The sequence below is a fragment of the Cnuibacter physcomitrellae genome (assembly GCF_014640535.1).
Lineage (GTDB): Bacteria > Actinomycetota > Actinomycetes > Actinomycetales > Microbacteriaceae > Cnuibacter > Cnuibacter physcomitrellae.
This window is the reverse complement of the sequence record NZ_BMHD01000001.1, coordinates 2,085,478-2,104,432: the sequence shown is the minus strand read 5'-3', so window position 1 is coordinate 2,104,432 and position 18,955 is coordinate 2,085,478. Positions and strand designations below refer to the sequence as shown.

Sequence of the window (18,955 nt, the reverse complement as noted above, 5' to 3'; positions counted from 1 at the left end):
GCGTTCCCACCGTACCGGCGCGGGCGGCTCCCGGAGTAGAGTCCGCGCCATGAGCATCAGGAGGGCCATCCCCGTGGTGAGGACGGACGACCTCGGCGAGAGCCGCGGCTTCTGGGTCGGCTTCCTCGGCTTCACGCCCGGGATGGACGAACCGGGGTTCCTCATGCTGAGGTCGCCGGAGGTCGAGACGACCCAGGTGATCGTGGCGGATCCGACCGCTGCGGACGCCAAGGTGCGCGACGTCGACGTCAGCGTCGAGGTGTCGGACGTCGAGGAGGCGTACGCCGACGCTCAGCGCCGCGGCCTCGAGATCGTGTATCCGATGACCGACGAGCCGTGGGGCATCCGCCGCTTCTTCGTGCGCGCCCCCGACGGCACGGTCGTCAACGTGGCCTCCCACCGCGGCTGAACGGGCCGGATGCGCGTCGCTCATCACGAGATACGCGCAAGCGACGCCGTATTCGTCGAGCTTGCGCGTATCTCGTGATGAACGGCGGGCATCTCGCTCGGCAGGCGGCCGGGAGGGCTTCACGTCGACACCGAATACGGGAAAGCCCCGCGTATACGGCGGGGCTTCCACGTATTCGGTGTCGAGGCGGCAGCTACTCGCGCTCGGCGGGCTCGCGGGCCGGCTCCCCGGCCGGGACGGCGGGCTCGTCGGACCCCGCCGGGGCTGCGGACCCAGCGGCCGGGGCCGCTCCGCCGAGGCGAGCGGCGCGCTGCTCGGCCTCGAGGCGCTCCGCCTCCTCGCCGCCGATGGCCTCGCCGCGAGCCACCAGCCCGGACACGTCCTGCAGCGGGATCTGCTTGAGGAACAGCGACAGCACGAACGCAGCCGCGATGAAGGGCAGCAGGTACCAGAACACCGGGGCGAGCGCATCCGCGTAGGCGTCGACCACACCCTGGTGCACGGCCTCGGGCAGCTGGTTCAGCGCCTGCGGGTCGAGGGTCGCGGTGGCCTGCGACGCGTCCGCGGCTGAGGCGCCGGCCTGGGTGAACACGCTCGTGAGGTTCTCGCTGAGGCGGGTGGTGAAGATCGTGCCGAACACCGCGGTGCCGAGCGCGGCGCCCACCTCGCGGAAGTAGTTGTTCGAGCTCGTCGCCACGCCGATCTGCGCCGCGGGGACGGCGTTCTGCACCACGAGGACGACGACCTGCATGATCAGGCCGAGGCCCGCACCGAAGAAGAACAGGTACACGCAGATCAGCCACACCGGGGTGGTCGCCGCGAGCGTGGTCATCGCGACCATCGCCCCCGCCGTGATGAGCGTTCCCAGGATGGGGAAGAGCCGGTACTTCCCGGTCCGGGTGATGATGACGCCGGATGCGATCGACGTGCCGAGCAGGCCCACCATCATCGGCAGCATCAGCAGACCGGACGCGGCGGCCGACGTGCCCGACGACATCTGCAGGAACGTGGGGATGAAACCGATCGCGGCGAACATCCCGATGCCGAGCGTGAGCCCGATGGCGGTCGCGTTGACGAAGATCGGGTTCTTGAACAGGCTGAGCGGGATGATCGGGTCCTTGGCGCGCGCCTCCGTGAACACGAACAGTGCGGCGGCGACGACGAGCCCGACACCCCAGGCCCAGGTCTCGATGGCGCCCCACCCGTGATCCTTGCTGCCGCCGAAGTCGGTGAAGAAGATGAGGCACGTCGTCGCGGCGGAGAGGAACAGGACGCCGAGGATGTCGATCGGCTGCGTGGCCTTCTTGGTCGGCAGGGTGAGCGCGACCAGGGCGATGACGAACGCCGCGATCCCGACCGGGATGTTGATGTAGAACGCCCACTGCCAGGTGAGGTGGTCGACGAAGAAGCCGCCGAGGAGGGGGCCGGCCACGGCCGAGAGGCCGAAGATGCCGCCGAGCGGGCCGAGGTACTTGCCGCGCTCGTTGGCGGGCACGATGTCGGCGATGATCGCCTGCGACAGGATCATCAGTCCCCCGCCGCCGAGGCCCTGGATGGCGCGGAACACGACGAACATCCAGAAGTCGCTCGCGAACGCGCATCCGACCGACGCCAGCGTGAACAGCGCGATGGCGAAGAGGAAGAGGTTGCGGCGCCCGAGCACGTCGCCGAACTTGCCGTAGATGGGCATCACGATCGTGGTGGCGAGGAGGTAGGCGGTGGTGATCCACACCTGGTTCTCGACGCCGCCGAGCTGCCCGACGATCGTGGGCATCGCGGTGGACACGATGGTCTGGTCGAGGCTGGAGAGGAGCATGCCCGCGATGAGGGCGCTGAAGATGATCCAGATGCGCCGCTTCGTCAGGAGCAGCGGGGCCGGGGCGGTGGCGGTCATGGTGTCCGTTTCGGGAGGAGAAGAGAGGAGAAGAGGGGGAGGGGGCGAGGGATGCGGGGAACGGTGAGACGGGCGGATGCGGTGGGCGGGCACCGCGATGACGGTCAGGCGAGCAGCTGACGCGCCACCTCGAGTCGTCGGCGGAGCAGGGCACGGAGGTCGTCGGGCGAGCTGCCCTCGTGGGCCCGGAACATCTCCTCGACGCTCGCACGGAGCAGCGCACCGAAGAGCTGCACGGCGGTCGCGGCGCGGACGTCGCCCGCGGGCAGCGCCTCGCGCCGCTCGACGAGGGCGATGTCGTCGCGTTCGCCCTCGCCCGCGAGACGGAGCGCGACCTGCAGCAGCTTCGGCTCGCGCTCGAAGGCCTGGAAGAGGTCGCGCACGTCGTCGTGGGTGAGGTCGACGGTGGCCCAGCGTGCCATCTGCAGCTCGAGGAGGTAGTCGAGGATCGAGTCGAGCCCGGTGGGACCGGCTTCGACGAAGGCCTGCTCGATGGCCTCGCGATCGCTGTCGATGGGGATGCCGATGACGGCGTTCTCCTTCGAGGCGAAGTAGTTGAAGAAGGTGCGGCGGGAGACTCCGACCTCCGAGCACAGCTCCTCGATGGTGAAGCCCGAGAGCCCGCGCTCCGCCGTGAGAGCGCGCGCAGCCTCCTTGAGGCGCCGGGAGGTCGTGGCCTTCCGCTCGTCTCGCAGGGTGAGTGCACTCTCGTTCATCGAGTGCAACTTTACACTTTCCGCTGAATAGTGCAAACCGGCGGATGCGGCTATCTCACCCCCGCCCCGGTGATGACGTCGGCCGCTGCTAGCCTCCGAGCGGAACGACGAAGGGTGGGGCACGTGCGCAGACTCACGATGGCGAGGAGAGGGCTGGCCGGGGCGGTCGCCGCGGTGATCGCGAGCGTCGCGCTCGCGGTGGGGAGCGCCTCCGTCGCGACCGCCGCCCCGGTCGACGGCGGCACCATCTCGGGCCGGATGGTGACGGCATCCGGCGACACCGTGCCCGGCATCGTGCAGGCCAGGCTCGCCGACGGGACGGGCGGCTACCGCAGCGCCGCCGTGCAGCAGGACGGGAGCTACGAGCTCCCGGTCCCCGCGGGCAGCTACCTCGTGCAGTTCGTCCCGGAGAGCGACTACGTCACCGAGGCGGCGCCCTACGGCTTCGCCCGCGCCTGGTTCCCGAACGCCCAGACCCCGGCCGACGCTCAGGCGGTCGTCGTCAACCCGAACAGCGACACGCTCTTCGTCGACTCCGCGCTGGTCGCGGCCGGGAGGGTGAGCGGCACGGTCGCCGGTCCCGATCCCGAGTACTGGATCCTGTTCTCGACCGGGGGCACGCCTCCCGTCGACCCCGGCGTCGACGCGCAGCTCGCGTACGCGGGCGGCGACAAGTCGTGGGACTACCGGATCGCGCCCGGGACCTACTTCCCGGTCGTGTACGCCGCCGACCCGGAGACCCACGACGCCACCTATCCGCTCGCCGTCCTCGGTCGGATCGAGGTGACGAGCGGCGGGTTGGTGTCGGGCGTCGACGCCACGCTGCAGCAGTCCGGCTCGCTCGACGCCTACATCCAGCTGCCCGACGGCAGCCCGTACGCGAACGTCGACGTGTGGATCGGCACCCAGCAGGGCTCCGGTCGACTGGGCCGAGAGGTCACGACCGACTCGAGCGGGCACGCGGTCTTCACGCACCTCCAGCCCGGCATCTGGGACATGTCGGTGCTCTCCGACCTCGACACGCCCTACGCGCCGCTGTTCGTGCGCGGGCTCGTCGTCGCGGGAGGCCTGGCCTCCGACATCACGTCCGCCGTCGGCGATCCGCTTCCGCCGGGCGCCACGGCCACGCCCTCGACGCGCACCGCCGACGGCGTGCTCCTCGTCGACCGCGGCCCGCTCACGCTGACCGTGTCCGACGCCATCGACCTCGAGGGCGTGAGCTACATCGTGTCCGACGACACCGAGGGCCCGGCTCCGCTCACGGGCGACTTCACGCAGGACGCGTCCGGCACCTGGACCGCGACCATCGACCTCAGCGGCACCGTCGGCAAGACGAGCATCGGCCTCACCCAGGAGTTCGACCTCGGGCTCACCGCGCAGACCATCATGCCCGTCGCCATCCCGCTCGCCGTGGCCGAGACCGACCTCATCGCCGCCAACCGCGGTGACGTGCAGACCCCGTCGACCGCGACGGCGGGCACCGCGACCACGATCTCCGGCCTGTCGGCCGGCGGGTGGTACTACGCCTGGTGGTTCTCCTCGCCCACCGCGGGCGGGTGGATGCAGGCGGATGCGTCGGGCACGCTCACTGCGGTCGTCCCCGCGTCGCTCGCGGCGGGTGACCACACGGTCGCGCTCGTGAGCGAGCTGCGGCAGATCGCGGGGTGGACGCCGGTCACGGTGCTCGCCGCCGGTGGCGGCGGTGGCGGCGGCGGCGGCGGCTCGTCCTCGGGTGGCGGGTCGGGCGCCGGTTCGGTCCAGCTGGCCGCCACCGGATCCGCGGCCTACGTCGCAGGCGGGATCGCGCTGGCGCTCCTGGTCGCGGGAGCGGTCGTCGTCCTGGTGCGCCGCCGTGCGACGCGCTCCGAGGCCCGCCGATGAGCCCCCGAGGGCAGGCCCCGGCGTCGCGGCGCTCGCCGCTCGCGCCGACGGGTCGTGTGCGCCGGAGGCCCGCAGCCGCCTGGCGGCGCGCCCTGCTCGTGCTCGGGGTGACCACGGGACTGGTGCTCTCCGGGGCTGCCGTCGGCGCCACCGCCGCGTCCGCCGATCCCGTCGGAGGGGTCATCAGCGGTCGGATGGCATCCGCGCTCGCGCAGACACCGCTCCCCGGCGACGTCGTGGTGCGCGCCGCGGAGAGCGGGTCGATCGTGACCGCGGTGACCACCGACTCCCAAGGTCGGTACAGCGTCCCGGTCGCGGCGGGCACGTACACCGTGCAGTTCCGTCCCTCGTTCGTGCAGGACGCCGAGGCACCCTACGGCTATCCGCCCGCCTTCTACCTCGACGCGGTCCACGCATCCGGGGCGGTGCCGATCACGGTCGCCGACGGCGCGACCGTGCAGGCCGACGGTCGGTTGAAGGCCGCCGGCGCCCTGATGGGGAACGTCACCGGCGCCACCGGCCGGTTCGCGCTCGCGCTGGTCGAGGCGGGCGCAGAGCCGCCGGCCGACCCCTTCGACGGCGAGCACTTCGCCGTCGAGGCTCAGGATGACGGCGGCTACGTCCTGCCGGGAGCCGCCGGGTCCTATCAGCTCGCCCTCTACCGCTACGCCGACGGCTGGGGCTTCGCCGGCTTCGCGCGCAGCGGTGCGTCGTTCGTCGTCGAGTCGGGCCAGCCGGAGATCGTCGACGTCTACGCTGGGCCGACCGGGTCCATCGAGGTCGCCGTCCGCGACTCGGCGGGAGCCGCCATCGCCGACATGCCGGTCACGCTCCGCTCCTCCGACGGGGTCACGCGCATCCAGAGCGAGACCGACGAGGCGGGCGCGGTCGCCTTCGACGGGCTGGAGCCCGACGACTGGCAGCTGTCGGTGCTGCCCGACGACGACCGGTTCGCCCCGCTCTGGGTGCGCGGGATCGCGGTCGACGCGGGCGAGGCGGTGACGGTCCCCGTCGCCCTCGGCGATCCGCTGCCGGGCGGGGCGACGGCGACGCCGTCCCTCCGCACCGCCGATGGCGTCCTGCTGCTCGACAAGGGTCCGCTGCTGATCACCGTGCCGGGCGCCGACGACCTCGTGGGCGTCGACTACATCGTGTCCGACTTCCAGGTCGGCGTGGAGGCGCTGACCGGCGCCCTCGAGCGCGGCGAGGACGGCACCTGGTCGGCGACCGTCGACGTCACCTCGCTCGAGGGCAAGGTGACGATCGGCCTGGTGCTGCATCGCAGCGAGGGCTGGACCGAGCAGACCGTGGCCCCGGCCGCAGAACCGCGTGTGGTCGACGCCACCGAGCTCACCGACGCCTCCCGCGGCGCGATCACCACGCCCGCGACGGCGACGGCGGGCTCGGAGACCACCGTCTCCGGGCTCTCGGCGGGCGAGTGGTACTACACGTGGTGGTTCTCATCGCCCACCGCTGGTGGCTGGGTGCAGGCGGATGCGTCGGGCACCGCCACCGTCGTGGTGCCGGCCGACCTCGGCGCGGGACTGCACTCCGTGGCCCTGCTCGACCGCATCGCGGAGTTCGTCGGGTGGGCTCCCGTCACCGTGGTCGCCGCGAACGGCGGGGGTGGTTCGGGCGCCGGGGGCGGTGCCGCCGGGTCGGGCGCCTCGGGCGCGGGCGCGGGCGCGCAGCTCGCCGCGACGGGCGTGGGCGCGACGGGCGGCATCCCGCCGCTCGGGGCGGGCGCCGGCGCGCTCGTGCTGCTCCTCGCCGGGGCTGCGCTCGCCGCCCGCGGTACGCTCCGCCGCCGCCGCTCGCGCGCGGCGTGACGCCAGCGCACCGATCCCGTCGAACCGCCGCGCTCTACGGCGTCGCTTCGGCGGGATCGGTGCTGAGGTGACGGGGCGCGGCGTTCTGGTGCTGAGGGCTGCCGCTCGTGCACGCCGCCGTCGCCGTCGCCGCTCGGGCATGGTGTGTCGCTAGCGCACCGATTCCGCCCTGGCTCGCCGAATAATGCGCCGCTTTGATGGAATCGGTGCTGAGGTGACGGGGCGCGGAGTGCTGGAGTTGCGCGCTGGCGCTCGTGCTCGCCGCCGCCGCCGTCGCTCGCGCGCGGTGTGACGCCAGCGCACCGATTCCGTTCGAGCTCGCCGGATAAGGCGTCGCTTCGACCGAATCGGTGCTGAGGGTGACGGGGTGCGGCGTGCTGCGCTCGTGCTCGCCCGCACGGGGTGCTCAATCTAGACGGAGCGAGTGCATCCCCGCGCCGACGCTCCCCCCGCAGATGCGGCGCTAAACTCGTCGCTGTGGCGCAGATACGGATTCGGGATGCCGGGGTCTTCCTCGGGGTGAGCGACGACACGGTCCGCCGCTACGTCGAGAACGGGTTCCTCACGAGCACGAAGGACGCCTCCGGGCGGTCGGTGGTCGACGGGCTCGAGCTCGCCGAGCTCGCGAGGCGGAACGCCGTGCTCCCCGCCGATCCGTCGGACGTGGGCCGGTCCGCGCGCAATCGCTTCGTCGGACTCGTCACCGCGGTGACCATGGACACCGTCATGGCGCAGGTGGAGCTGCAGTGCGGTCCGCATCGCGTGGTGTCGTTGATGTCGAGCGAGGCGGTGCGCGAGCTGGGGCTCGAGCCCGGATCGGTCGCGGTCGCCGTCGTGAAGGCCACGACCGTGATGATCGAGACGCCCCACGGGGTCTCCGAATGAGGCGGCGGCTCGCGGCCCTCGCGCTGGGCGCGGCCGCGCTCCTGCTCGCCGGATGCTCCGGCACCCCGGCGGCCGGCAGCTCGAACCCACCCGGCGCGGACCCATCCGCATCCGCACTCGAGGGCTCGATCGCGGTCTACGCCGCCGCGTCGCTGAAGCAGACGTTCACCGATCTCGCGCAGCGGTTCGAGGAGGCGCATCCCGGCGTGACCGTCGAGCTCACCTTCGCCGGATCGTCCGACCTGGTCACGCAGATCACGGAGGGCGCCCCCGCCGACGTCTTCGCCTCGGCCGACGAGAAGAACATGACGAAGCTGACGGATGCGGGGCTCGTCGCCCCCGATGCCCCCGTCGACGTCGCCACGAACGTGCTCGAGATCGCCGTGCCCTCCGGCAACCCCGGCGGGGTGCGATCGTTCGCCGACCTCGCGCGGCCCGACCTGAAGGTCGTCGTCTGCGCGCCCCAGGTGCCGTGCGGATCGGCGACCGCCGCGATCAAGCGGGCCACCGGCGTCACCCTCACGCCCGCGAGCGAGGAGTCGTCGGTGACCGACGTGCTCGGCAAGGTCTCCTCGGGCGAGGCGGATGCGGGGCTCGTCTACGTCACCGACGTCGCCGCGGCAGGGGGCGCCGTCGACGGCATCCCCTTCCCCGAGTCGAGCGAGGCGGTCAACACCTACCCGATCGCGCCCGTGTCCGCCTCCGCGAACCCCGCCGCCGCGCGCGAGTTCGTCGACTTCGTCGCCGGACCGGACGGCCGCGCCGTCCTCGCCGCCGCCGGCTTCGGCGCCCCCTGAGCATGCCCCGCCCGTCCATCGCCGTCCGCCCTGCGCTCGCGACAGCGCGTGCGCTGGCCCAGGGAACGTTCCTCCGCCGGTGGAGCGCGGTCCGTCCATGGCCCGCGGGTTTGTCCGGGTTTCCGTCTCGTTTTCCTGGATTCGCGACGGAAACCTGGACAAAGCCGGGGGTGGGCGGGTCCCGGGCGTCAACGGTCGCCCGCTCCGCCCGTGCGCTCGCTCGTGGGGACTTCCTCCGGCCGTGCGGCGCGGTCTGCACGTGGAGGGCGGTCCGCCCGTGGGGCCCAATCCGTCCGTGGGGCCCGGTCCGTCCGTGGGGCCAGGTCCGTCCGTGGGGCCAGGTCCGTCCGTGGGGCCAGGTCCGGCCGTGCGGCGCGGTCCGTCCGTGCGGCGCGGTCCGTCCGTGGAGCGTGGTCCGCACGCGGAGGGCGGGCGGATGAGAGACGTGGGCGCAGGGGTGCCGCGGTGGGTGATGGTGGTCGCGGGGGTGGGCGCCGCCTTCGTGCTGCTGCCGCTGGTGGCGATGGTCACGCGGGTGGACTGGGCGCACTTCGTCCCGCTCGTCACATCCCCCTCGTCGCTCGACGCGCTCTGGCTGAGCCTGCGCACGTCGCTCGCCGCGACCGCTTTCTGCATCCTGCTCGGAGTGCCGATGGCGCTCGTCCTCGCCCGCACGTCGTTCCGGGGGCAGAAGGTGCTGCGCGCCCTCGTGCTGCTTCCGCTCGTGCTGCCGCCCGTGGTCGGCGGCCTCGCGCTGCTCTCCGCGTTCGGCCGGAGGGGGCTGCTCGGCGGCACTTTCCAGGTGCTCGGCGTCGACATCGCCTTCTCGACCACGGCGGTGGTCCTCGCGCAGACCTTCGTGGCGCTCCCGTTCCTCGTGCTGAGCCTCGAGGGAGCCCTGCGCACCGCGGGTTCCCGCTACGAAGCGGTCGGCGCGACGCTCGGCGCCCGACCGACGACGGTGCTCCGCCGCATCACCCTCCCGCTGGCGCTGCCCGCGCTGATCTCGGGCGCGGTGCTCTCCTTCGCCCGTGCTCTCGGCGAGTTCGGCGCCACGCTCACGTTCGCGGGGAGCCTCCAGGGCGTCACCCGCACGCTCCCGCTCGAGATCTACCTCCAGCGCGAGACCGACCCCGACGCGGCGGTGGCCCTCTCGCTTGTCCTCGTCGTCGTCGCGATCGTGGTCGTCGCGATCGCGCACGGCGCGGGGGAGGTCGGCGCGGGTCCGTGGATGGGGGTCGGCCGGCGGATGCGGGTCGACCGACGGATGCGGGTCGACCGGCGGATGCGAGGAGGTGACGCCGAGTGAGCACGCCACCGCCGCCCGGTGAGCATCTGTCGCCTGGTGCGCATCTGTCGCCTGGTGCGCGTGCGGCGTCGCCTGGTGCGCATCCGCCGGGTAGCGCGCATCCGTCGCCACCTGGTGCGCATCCGTCGCCTGGTGCGTATCCGCCGCCGCCTGGTGCGCATCCGTCGCCTGGTGCGCGTGCGGCGTCGCCTGGTGAGCATCCGTCGTCTGGTGCGCGTGCGGCGTTGCCTGGTGCGCATCCGCCGGGTGGCGCGCATCCGCCGCCGGCCCTGGAGCTGAAGGCGACCGTCGCCGAGCGCGACTTCGCCGCATCCCTCTCGATCGCGCCCGGGGAGACGGTCGCCGTGCTCGGCCCGAACGGGGCGGGAAAATCGACGCTGCTCGGCCTGCTCGCCGGGCTCGTGCGCCCGACGTCGGGACGTGCCGTCCTCGGCGGAGACGTCCTCTTCGACCTGCCGCCCGGCGCCCCCGCGGACGGCGCCGAGCACACCCAGGATGCGCGGCTGCCGGCGGCGGGCAACCGCGTTTCCCGGGGGCACTCGGCCCCAGGCGCCGTCGGACGGCGCGCGTGGACCCCGCCGCACGAACGCGGGGTGACGCTGCTCGCGCAGCAGGCGCTGCTCTTCCCGCACCTCACCGCGCGCCAGAACGTCGAGTTCGGGCCGCGCAGCCGCGGGGCATCGCGCGCCGCCGCCCGCGCCGCGGGGGAGCGGTGGCTCGCCGAGGTCGACGCCCTCTCCCTCGCCGAGCGGCGTCCGGCGCAGCTGTCCGGAGGGCAGGCGCAGCGGATCGCCCTCGCCCGGGCCCTGGCCTCCGAGCCGCGCCTGCTGCTGCTCGACGAGCCCATGGCGGCGCTCGACGTGCACGTCCGGCCCGCGCTGCGGCGGATGCTGAGGGACGTCCTCGCCGACCGCACCGCGGTCATCGTCACCCACGACGTGCTCGACGCCCTCGTGCTCGCCGACCGCGTGATCGTCATCGCCGACGGCCGCGTCCGTGCCGAAGGCCCCACCCGCGCCGTGCTCGAGCGGCCCACCGATCCCTTCACCGCCGAGCTCGCCTCCCTCAACCTCGTCACCGGCACCGCCGTCGCCTCCCGCGCGGCCGGGCGGGAGGATGCGGTGACGGATGCAGTGGAGCTTCCCGACGGGCGGCGCCTCCCCGTCGCCTCCGGCGAGGCCGGGCCGGTGGATGCAGTGGTGGGTGCCGTGGAGCTTCCCGACGGGCGGCGCCTCCCCGTCGCCTCCGGCGAGGCCGGGCCGGCGGATGCAGTGGTGGGTGCCGTGGAGCTTTCCGACGGACGGCGCCTCCCGGTCGCCTCCCGGGCGGCCGCGTCGGCGGATGCGGTGACGGATGCGGTGGAGCTTCCCGACGGGCGCCGCCTCCCCGTCGCCCCGACGGCGCTCCCGCCCGGCGCGCGGGTGGGCGTCGCGATCCCCCCGGCCGCCCTCCGCATCGTGACCGACGCCGAACCCGCCGCCCCTGGTCAGGTGGACGCGATCGTCCGCGACCTGGAGCCCCGGGGCGACCTGGTGCGCGTGCGCACCGACCTCCTCTTCGTCGACCTCGCCCCCGCCGTCGTGGCCGACCGCGACCTCCTGCCGGATGCGCGCATCCGCCTGCAGTACGACCCCGCCGCCGCCGTCGCCTACCCGCTCCCGTAGCGCCCCGTCCCGCCACGTCTCGCCCGTGGCACCCGTGGGTCGAGTGCTCATTTCCGCCGGACGCCCGTCCCACCGTGCCGCCAAGACTGAGCATTCGATCGCGCTCGCGCGCGTGGCCGGGCATCCACTGCTCATCTTTGGCGCTGGCTTCGCGGGGATACCGCCAAGATCGAGCACTCGATCGCACACGCCCCCATCGCAGGTGAGCGCTCGAACCGAAGGGGCGGGCGCGGGGGTGCTTCCCAGGGCGGGCGGTGGCGCGCCGGTAGCATGAGGGGGCCATGACGAGTCCCGACCCGAGCTCCGCGCCCCGCACCCGCCGAGACGCGCGAGCCGCACGGGACGCATCCGCCGCGCAGACGCGCGCCGACGCCGCGGCGGCACGCGAGGCCGTCCCCGACGCGGCGGTGAAGCCGCGCTCGCCGCACTTCATGCCGCACATCCAGGGCCTGCGCGCGATCGCGGTGCTGCTGGTCGTCGTCTACCACTTCTGGCCCGGGCGCCTCACCGGCGGCTACATCGGCGTCGACGTGTTCTTCGTGATCTCGGGCTTCCTCATCACGGGGCAGCTCGTCCGCCAGCTCGAGCGCACCGACCGCATCGCGCTCCCGAGCTTCTACGCCAAGCGCGCCCGGCGGCTCCTGCCGGCCGCGATCCTCGTGCTCATCTTCTCCAGCCTGGCGACGCTGTTCATCATGCCGCTGTCGGCCCTCACCGAGAACGTGCGCGAGATCCTCGCCTCCACGTTCTACGTCGAGAACTGGGCGCTCGCGCTGAACTCCGTCGACTACCTCGCCGCGAGCAACGAGGCGAGCCTGGTCCAGCACTACTGGTCGCTGTCGCTCGAGGAGCAGTTCTACCTGTTCTGGCCGCTGCTGCTGCTCGGCGCGAGCGTCGTCGGCATGCGCTTCATGAACCGCCGCCGCTGGCCGGCGCTGTTCATCGTGCTCGGCGTCGTGGGCGTCGGGAGCTTCGTCTTCTCGGTGCTGTTCACCGCATCCGACCCGGCCCCCGCCTACTTCGTCACCTTCACCCGGCTGTGGGAGTTCGCGGTGGGCGCCGCGCTCGCGATGCTGCCGCGACTGCGGCCCACGCGGGCATGGCTGTCGAACCTGCTCGGGTACGCGGGCATCGTCGTCGTGCTCGCCTGCGGCGTCCTGTTCACCGCGGCGACGCCGTTCCCCGGGTACATGGCCGCGCTCCCCGTGCTCGGCACGGCGGCGATCATCGTCAGCCATCACCGCGAGCACTGGTACGACGCCGGCCGCGTGCTGAGCTTCCGCCCGGTCGCCTTCGTCGGCGACATCTCGTACTCGCTCTACCTGTGGCACTGGCCGCTCATCGTCATCGCGCCCTACGTGCCGTTCTGGGGGCTCTCGACCGCGCACCGGGTCGCCCTGTTCGTGTTCTGCTTCGTTCTCGCCTGGCTCACGAAGCGCTTCGTGGAGGATCCGGCCCGACGTTGGCGGTTCCTCGCGGAGGCGCGTCCGCGCCGTACCATGCTCTGGGTCGTCGGGGCGATGGCCGTGTCGAGCCTCTTCATCGGCACGACGCTGGCCGTGCAGCAGCCGAAGTACGACGCCGAGGCCGCGACCCTGCAGCAGACCGTGGCGGATCCGCCCGAGTGCTTCGGCGCCGCCTCCGGCCCGACGAACGGGCTCGCCCCGATCGACCCCCGCTGCGACAACCCGGCGCTCGCCGACGAGATCGTCCCGAGCCCCGGCTTCGGCAACGCCGATCGCCCGTCGAACTCCGACTGCCTCTCGACCCTCAACGACTCGACCGTCCGCGACTGCACCTTCGGAGCCGTCGACGACCCGAACGCCCCGCAGATCGCGCTCATCGGCGACAGCCACGCGTACGCGCTCATCGACCCGTTCATCCGCATGGCCGAGCAGCACGGCTGGCGACTGACCACGTACCTCAAGGGCGGATGCGCATGGTCGACCGATCCGCTGCCCGGCGACGACGCCTTCACCCGCTCCTGCGACACCTGGCGCGAGTCCCTCACCGCCGACCTCGCCGCGCACGCTCCCTTCGACGCGGTGTTCACCGCGGCGCTCGTCGACCGCTCGATCGAGGGATCCGACTCCGCCGAGGCCGCAGCTCAAAAGGGCTTCGAGGAGGCCTGGGCTCCCGTGCTGGCGGCGGGCACCCCGATCGTCACCGTGGTCGACAACCCGGCCTGGGAGGACGACCCGAACAAGTGCCTCCGCACCTCGTCGCCCGCCGACTGCGTCGAGCCGCGGTCCGAGGGGCTGGCCTCGTTCGACCCCGTCGCCTCGGCGGCCCGGGCACTCGCGGGGTCGGGGTCGGATGTGACGCTCCTCGACTTCAGCGACACCTACTGCACGGCCGAGGAGTGCCAGGCGGTGATCGGCGGCGCGAACGTGTACCGCGATCCCGACCACCTCACGAAGACGTTCGCGCTCACGCTGCAGCCCTTCCTGGCCTCGGCCATGGCCGCTGCCGTGGCGCGCTAGGCGCCGGCACCGCATGCTGGGGGTCCTCACCGGATTCGGCATCATCGGGATCGTCATCGCGATCGGATACGGTGTCGCCCGGCTCAGGGTGCTGCCCGACAACGCCCTGCCCGTCCTCAACCGGCTCGCGTTCTTCGTCTCGACGCCGGCGCTGCTGTTCACGGTGGTGAGCCGATCGCATCCGTCTGAGGTGTTCTCCCCCGCCCTCCTCGCCTCGGTCATCGCCGTGGTGGTGACGGGGGCGCTGTACGTGGTGGTGTCCGTGGTGTTCTTCCGCCGCGGGGTGGGGGTGACCGCCGTCGGCACCGGCGCCTCCGCCTACGTCAACGCGAACAACATCGGCCTCCCGGTCGCCACCTACGTGCTCGGACAGCCGAGCCTCGTCGTGCCGATCATCCTGCTCCAGCTCGTCGTGATGGCGCCCATCATCCTCACCGTCCTCGACATCACCTCGCGCGGGGAGGTCTCCCTGCGCTCCGTCCTCACGCAGCCGGTGCGGAACCCGATCATCATCGCCTCGCTCAGCGGCCTCGTCGTGAGCCTCTTCGGCTGGACCGTGCCCGACATCCTGCTGCAGCCGCTCCTGCTCATCGGCGGGTCCGCCGTCCCCCTGGTGCTGCTCGGCTTCGGGATGTCGCTGGTGGGGCGGCGGCCGCTCCAACCCGGCCCGGACCGGGTGGCGGTGATCGTCGCCTCCGCGTTCAAGTCGCTGGTCATGCCGATCGTGGCCTATCTCGCCGGGGCGCTGCTGATCGGGCTGTCGGGCCCGGATCTGTTCGCGGTCGTGGCGCTCGCCTCGCTGCCGACGGCGCAGAACATCTACAACTACGCGGCCCGGTACCAGACCGGCGTCGTGCTCGCCCGCGACACCGTGCTGGTGACGACGATCGCCGCCGTCCCGGTGCTCCTCCTCGCCTCCGTCCTCCTCGCCCACTGAGCCCCGCCCCCGCCGGTGCGTCGCGGGGATGGGTGTGCGCGGGCACCTCGGCCGTCGATGGATTCTCGGAAGTGACAGTTGTGGTGACCTCCGGCCGCGGGAACCCGCCACGAGTGTCAGATCCGTGCGGTGGGCGGAGCGGATGCGGTGGGGATGGGTGTGTGCGGGCGCCTCGGGCATCCACGGAATCTCCGAAAATGACACTCGTGGTGACCTTCGGGCTCGGGAAGTCGCCACGAGTGTCAGATCCGGACGCTGGTGGAGTGGATGCGGTCGGGGTGGGTAGGTGGGCTCCTCGGCATCCATGGAAATTCCGTAGATGACACTCGTGGTGACCTCCGAGCGCGGGAAGTCGCGACTAGTGCCAGATCCGCGCGGGGGCGGGACGGGGTCAGGGGAGGAGGGAGCGGACGAGGGACTCCCAGCCGTCGGCGAGGCGGGCGACGCCGATGCGCTGGCGCGCGTCGCGGGGGAGGACCATCACGGCGCGGAGGGCGGCGAGGAGCATGAACGCGGTGACGGGCACGTCGAGGTCGGCGCCGGACTGGCGCAGCAGCATCGCGATGTGCGCCTCCGATGCGGTGCCGGCGCCCGAGGCGGCCGGGTCGAACGCGGCGGCGGGTGCGTCGGCCTCGCGCAGCAGGTCGCTCTGGGTGTCGAACACCCGGATGCGCTCGCGCCCGTATGCGACGAGCCTCTCGACGGGCGGCGAGCCGGGTCCGAGAGGCGGCGGGCCGAAGATGTAGCGGCGCTGGAACTCCTTCTCGGTCGAGTCGAGCAGCGCGGTGAACAGTCCCGCCTTCGACTCGAAGCGACGGAACACCGTGCCCTTGCCCAGCCCCGAGTCGGCGGCGAGCCGGTCCATCGTGAGGGCGTCGACGCCCTCGGCGGCGATGATCCGGCGCGCGGTCTCGAGCAGGCTCTCCCGGTTGCGTGCCGCGTCCGACCGCTCGGGTCGGGACACCTCCTGCGCTCGTTGCAGGGGGAGCGCGGTCCGCTTCTCCATGCCCGCAGGCTACCAGGGGCCGCCGCGGCGGGCCCTCAGTACCCGTACCTGTACCCGCGCCGCACCCGAACGGACGCAGCACGCAGCACGCTCGCCGGGCGGAGGCAACCCCCTCGTCGCTCCGCCACGCGTTCCTAGGCTCACCCAGAGGCCGCCCCAGAAGCGGCCGGAGGGAGGCGACCCATGGCGACGGTGTCCGACGCGATCGTGCAGAGGCTCGGCGAATGGGGGGTCGACCGGATCTTCGGGTACAGCGGCGACGGCATCAACGCCTTCGTCGAGGCGATCGCCGCATCCGGTGATCTCGACTTCGTCCAGGCCAGGCACGAGGAGGCCGCCGCGTTCATGGCGGTCGGACACTCGAAGTACAGCGGGACCGTCGGTGTGATGACCTCGACTCAGGGGCCCGGCGCCATCCACCTGTTGAACGGCCTCTACGACGCCAAGCTCGACGGCGTGCCGGTGGTCGCGATCATCGGACAGCAGGACCGCAGCACCCTCGGCTCGGCGTACATGCAGGAGGTGAACCTCGAGCGCCTCTTCGCCGACGTCGCATCCGAGTACCTGCAGACCGTGCAGACGCCCGAGCAGGTCCCCCTCGTGATCGACCGCGCCTTCCGTGCCGCCCTCGCGACCCGCTCGCCCGCCGTGGTGATCCTCCCGCACGACGTGCAGAAGGCGGATGCGCCCGAGCTGCCCCATGAGCACGGCATCCTCCACAGCGCGGTCGGCTACAGCGCTCCCCGTGTGGTGCCCCACGTCGACGATCTCGCCCGAGCGGTCGAGGTGCTCTCCGCATCCGAGCGCCCGCTCCTCTTCGTCGGACGCGGTGCGCGCGGCGCGCAGGACGAGGTCGTCGCGGTGGCGGAGGCCCTCGGCGCCGGGATCGTGACGAGCCTGCTCGGGAAGCCGTACGTCGACGAGCGCCTCCCGTTCGCCGCCGGCACCATGGGTCACCTCGGCACGACGGCGAGCGCCCGTCTGCTCGCCGAGTGCGACGGGCTGCTCCTCGTGGGATGCGACGATCCGTGGACCGAGTTCTACCCCGCCCCCGGCCAGGCGGCCGCGGTGCAGATCGACATCGACGGGAGGGTGATCGGAAACCGATATCCCGTCGCCGTCGGCCTCATCGGCGACGCGGCCGAGACCCTCGCCGCGCTCCTCGCGCGGCTGCCGGACTCCCCGCCGGACTCCCGGCCGGAGACCGAGCCCGCGCCCGCGCCCGCCACACGCACCGCCGACGGCACCGGCGCAGACCCCGAAGCGGGCTCGTGGCGCGCGACCGTCGAGCGCGAGGTCGCCTCCTGGCGGGAGGTGGCACGCCGTCGCGCCGCGACGCCCGCAGACCCCGTGAACCCGGAGGCGGTCCTCGCCGCCCTCGATCCGCACCTCACGGCGGAGACGCTCCTCGCCCTCGACGTCGGCAGCGTCGTCTACTGGTACGCCCGCCAGCTCCACCTGCCGCACGGCGTCGAGGCGCACGTCTCGGGTCGCCTCGCCTCGATGGGATGCGGCGTGCCCTACGGACTGGCTGCGAAGCTCGCTGATCCGACGCGTCCGGTGATCGTGCTGGCCGGCGACGGCGGGATGCAGATGCTCGGGAACGCCGAGCTGGTCACCCTCGCGCGGATGTGGCCGCGCTGGGCCGATCCGCGCTTCGTGGTGTGCGTGCTCGACAACGGCGACCTCGCCGAGGTGAGCTGGGAGCAGCGTGAGATGGAGTCGGCGCCGCGCTACCCCGCGAGCCAGGACCTCCCCGCGTTCCCGTTCGCCGGGTACGCCGAGTCCCTCGGCCTCCGGGGCGTGCGGGTGGACGATCCGACCGCGCTCGACGACGCCTGGCGGGAGGCGCTCGCGGCCGACCGCCCCACCGTCCTCCAGGTCGTGACCGACCGGAACGTCCCCCTCCTGCCGCCCTTCCCCCAGGGCGAGCAGAAGCTCCAGTCGATGCACGAGGGTCTGGCCCGAGAGGGCGCCTCCGGCGCGGCAGCCGCTCGCCTGCTCGACGAGTACGCCTCACACGAGCGCCGATGAGGGCCCGGGCGAGGATGCGTCCGCGGGCGCTGCCCACGGTGTCCGTCGTCATCCCGGTGAAGGACGACCGGGATGAGCTCGAGCGCTGTCTCCGGGCGCTGGCGGCGCAGACCGTGCTGCCCGATGAGATCGTGGTGGTCGACAACGGCTCGAGCGACGGCTCGGCCGAGGTCGCGCTGAGCTTCGGAGTGAGGGTGCTCGCGGAGCCGCGCCCGGGCATCCCCGCCGCAGCGAGCACCGGGTACGACGCCGCGCGGGCCGACGTGATCGGGCGGCTCGACGCCGACAGCGTCCCCGACGTGCGCTGGGTCGAGACCATCGTCACGACGTTCGCCGCCCATCCCGAGCTCGACGCCCTCACCGGGCCCGCGCGCTTCTCCGACGGGCCGAGAGCGGGTCGGACCGCTCTCGCCGCGCTCTACCTCGGGGCGTATCGACTCGCGCTCGCTCCCGCACTGGGACACGTCCCGCTGTTCGGCTCGAACCTCGCCCTGCGCCGCGACGCGTGGCGGGACGTGCGGCGCCGCATCCATCTCGACCCCGAGCTGCACGACGACCTCGACCTGTCGTTCCACCTGGGCGTCCGCCACCGCATCCGGCACGAGCCGCGCCTTCGCGTGAGCATCTCGCAGCGTCCGCTGTGGTCGCTCTCGGCGTTGCGTGTCCGCTTCCGCCGCGGCTTCGCGACGGTGTTCGCGCACTGGCCGGCCGACCTCCCCTGGCGCCGCTGGCGGCGGATCGTGCTCGCCCGTCGGGCCGCGGCCCGATCGGAGCGCGGCGCCGGACGGCAGGCGGCCGCGTCGGATCAGCGCTCGGCGGGGTAGTCGGCGTCGTCGCCGGAGCTCGGCGACACCTCGGCGTCGTCGCGCCAGTCGATCCGCTTCGTGCCGTCGGCGGTCTCCGAGATGCGGATGCGCGGCTCGGCATCCGCCTCAGTCGCCTTCGGGGCGGTCGTGAGCTGGTCGTGGCGCTTCTGCTCGAAGTCGGCGTCGGAGTCCATCCTCCGAGCGTCCCACCATCCGGCGACTGTCGGGAATAAGCGGACCGTGGTCCGGTTAAACCCCTGCGAGACACTTCCGCGACGCGCCGCGTCGCCCGGATCCCAAGGAGA

16 protein-coding genes are annotated in these 18,955 nt (G+C 72.8%); 12 read left to right on the top strand and 4 right to left on the bottom strand.

Going from position 1 to position 18,955, the window contains the following annotated elements:
• Nucleotides 1–49 precede the first annotated feature (49 nt).
• On the top strand, nt 50–409 hold the full coding sequence (locus IEX69_RS09790; RefSeq protein ID WP_085020817.1) for a VOC family protein: 360 nt from the start codon (nt 50–52) through the stop codon (nt 407–409).
• Nucleotides 410–602: 193 nt separating this feature from the next.
• Here the strand turns inward: IEX69_RS09790 and IEX69_RS09785 are convergent, their stop codons facing one another.
• Both IEX69_RS09785 and IEX69_RS09780 read right to left on the bottom strand, forming a co-directional pair.
• A complete protein-coding gene (locus IEX69_RS09785; protein WP_085020816.1) occupies nt 603–2,303 on the bottom strand; it encodes an MDR family MFS transporter in 1,701 nt (566 codons plus the stop codon).
• Between the two features lie 104 nt (nt 2,304–2,407).
• Nucleotides 2,408–3,019: a TetR/AcrR family transcriptional regulator gene (locus IEX69_RS09780; protein ID WP_085020815.1), complete on the bottom strand. Its 612-nt coding sequence runs from the start codon at nt 3,017–3,019 to the stop codon at nt 2,408–2,410.
• Nucleotides 3,020–3,142: 123 nt separating this feature from the next.
• Between IEX69_RS09780 and IEX69_RS09775 the strand changes: the two genes are divergently transcribed.
• From IEX69_RS09775 to IEX69_RS09735, 9 genes are all read left to right on the top strand, one after another.
• Nucleotides 3,143–4,900, top strand: coding sequence for a hypothetical protein (locus IEX69_RS09775; RefSeq protein WP_157127297.1), 1,758 nt, complete (start codon nt 3,143–3,145; stop codon nt 4,898–4,900).
• Nucleotides 4,897–6,729: a carboxypeptidase-like regulatory domain-containing protein gene (locus tag IEX69_RS09770; RefSeq protein ID WP_085020813.1), complete on the top strand. Its 1,833-nt coding sequence runs from the start codon at nt 4,897–4,899 to the stop codon at nt 6,727–6,729. The genes IEX69_RS09775 and IEX69_RS09770 overlap by 4 nt, the downstream gene beginning before the upstream one ends.
• A gap of 477 nt (nt 6,730–7,206) precedes the next feature.
• Nucleotides 7,207–7,614 (top strand): TOBE domain-containing protein, encoded by a 408-nt coding sequence (locus IEX69_RS09765; protein WP_085020812.1) that lies wholly within the window; start codon nt 7,207–7,209, stop codon nt 7,612–7,614.
• Nucleotides 7,611–8,411 (top strand): molybdate ABC transporter substrate-binding protein, encoded by an 801-nt coding sequence (gene modA, locus IEX69_RS09760; RefSeq protein WP_085020811.1) that lies wholly within the window; start codon nt 7,611–7,613, stop codon nt 8,409–8,411. Before IEX69_RS09765 ends, modA begins: the two co-directional genes overlap by 4 nt.
• Before the next feature lie 436 nt (nt 8,412–8,847).
• Nucleotides 8,848–9,720, top strand: coding sequence for an ABC transporter permease (locus IEX69_RS09755; protein WP_085020810.1), 873 nt, complete (start codon nt 8,848–8,850; stop codon nt 9,718–9,720).
• Between the two features lie 18 nt (nt 9,721–9,738).
• Complete coding sequence (locus IEX69_RS09750) at nt 9,739–9,999, top strand: hypothetical protein (RefSeq protein WP_174604518.1); 261 nt, start codon at nt 9,739–9,741, stop codon at nt 9,997–9,999.
• Entirely contained in the window at nt 9,945–11,384 is a 1,440-nt protein-coding gene (locus IEX69_RS09745; RefSeq protein WP_229756297.1) for a sulfate/molybdate ABC transporter ATP-binding protein, read from the top strand. Before IEX69_RS09750 ends, IEX69_RS09745 begins: the two co-directional genes overlap by 55 nt.
• Before the next feature lie 281 nt (nt 11,385–11,665).
• Nucleotides 11,666–13,867: an acyltransferase family protein gene (locus IEX69_RS09740; protein WP_085020809.1), complete on the top strand. Its 2,202-nt coding sequence runs from the start codon at nt 11,666–11,668 to the stop codon at nt 13,865–13,867.
• A 13-nt stretch (nt 13,868–13,880) separates the two neighbouring features.
• Nucleotides 13,881–14,804 (top strand): AEC family transporter, encoded by a 924-nt coding sequence (locus IEX69_RS09735; RefSeq protein ID WP_085020808.1) that lies wholly within the window; start codon nt 13,881–13,883, stop codon nt 14,802–14,804.
• 391 nt (nt 14,805–15,195) lie between these two features.
• Here the strand turns inward: IEX69_RS09735 and IEX69_RS09730 are convergent, their stop codons facing one another.
• Nucleotides 15,196–15,810, bottom strand: a complete 615-nt coding sequence (locus IEX69_RS09730; protein WP_085020807.1) for a TetR/AcrR family transcriptional regulator — start codon at nt 15,808–15,810, stop codon at nt 15,196–15,198.
• A 183-nt stretch (nt 15,811–15,993) separates the two neighbouring features.
• On the opposite strand from IEX69_RS09730, the gene IEX69_RS09725 reads away from it, so the two are divergent.
• Nucleotides 15,994–17,844, top strand: a complete 1,851-nt coding sequence (locus IEX69_RS09725) for a thiamine pyrophosphate-binding protein (protein ID WP_085020806.1) — start codon at nt 15,994–15,996, stop codon at nt 17,842–17,844.
• On the top strand, nt 17,841–18,668 hold the full coding sequence (locus tag IEX69_RS09720; protein WP_229756296.1) for a glycosyltransferase family 2 protein: 828 nt from the start codon (nt 17,841–17,843) through the stop codon (nt 18,666–18,668). The genes IEX69_RS09725 and IEX69_RS09720 overlap by 4 nt, the downstream gene beginning before the upstream one ends.
• Here the strand turns inward: IEX69_RS09720 and IEX69_RS09715 are convergent.
• A complete protein-coding gene (locus IEX69_RS09715) occupies nt 18,650–18,844 on the bottom strand; it encodes a hypothetical protein (protein WP_085020804.1) in 195 nt (64 codons plus the stop codon). The two genes, IEX69_RS09720 and IEX69_RS09715, sit on opposite strands and share 19 nt — an antisense overlap.
• Nucleotides 18,845–18,955: the final 111 nt, after the last annotated feature.

Coding starts and splice junctions, on each gene's coding strand:
- IEX69_RS09780 (WP_085020815.1), bottom strand. CDS start 3,019: ATGAACGAGAGTGCACTCACCCTGCGAGACGAGCGGAAGGCCACGACC.
- IEX69_RS09725 (WP_085020806.1), top strand. CDS start 15,994: ATGGCGACGGTGTCCGACGCGATCGTGCAGAGGCTCGGCGAATGGGGG.
- IEX69_RS09755 (WP_085020810.1), top strand. CDS start 8,848: ATGAGAGACGTGGGCGCAGGGGTGCCGCGGTGGGTGATGGTGGTCGCG.
- IEX69_RS09770 (WP_085020813.1), top strand. CDS start 4,897: ATGAGCCCCCGAGGGCAGGCCCCGGCGTCGCGGCGCTCGCCGCTCGCG.
- modA (WP_085020811.1), top strand. CDS start 7,611: ATGAGGCGGCGGCTCGCGGCCCTCGCGCTGGGCGCGGCCGCGCTCCTG.
- IEX69_RS09715 (WP_085020804.1), bottom strand. CDS start 18,844: ATGGACTCCGACGCCGACTTCGAGCAGAAGCGCCACGACCAGCTCACG.
- IEX69_RS09790 (WP_085020817.1), top strand. CDS start 50: ATGAGCATCAGGAGGGCCATCCCCGTGGTGAGGACGGACGACCTCGGC.
- IEX69_RS09785 (WP_085020816.1), bottom strand. CDS start 2,303: ATGACCGCCACCGCCCCGGCCCCGCTGCTCCTGACGAAGCGGCGCATC.
- IEX69_RS09735 (WP_085020808.1), top strand. CDS start 13,881: ATGCTGGGGGTCCTCACCGGATTCGGCATCATCGGGATCGTCATCGCG.
- IEX69_RS09740 (WP_085020809.1), top strand. CDS start 11,666: ATGACGAGTCCCGACCCGAGCTCCGCGCCCCGCACCCGCCGAGACGCG.
- IEX69_RS09720 (WP_229756296.1), top strand. CDS start 17,841: ATGAGGGCCCGGGCGAGGATGCGTCCGCGGGCGCTGCCCACGGTGTCC.
- IEX69_RS09730 (WP_085020807.1), bottom strand. CDS start 15,810: ATGGAGAAGCGGACCGCGCTCCCCCTGCAACGAGCGCAGGAGGTGTCC.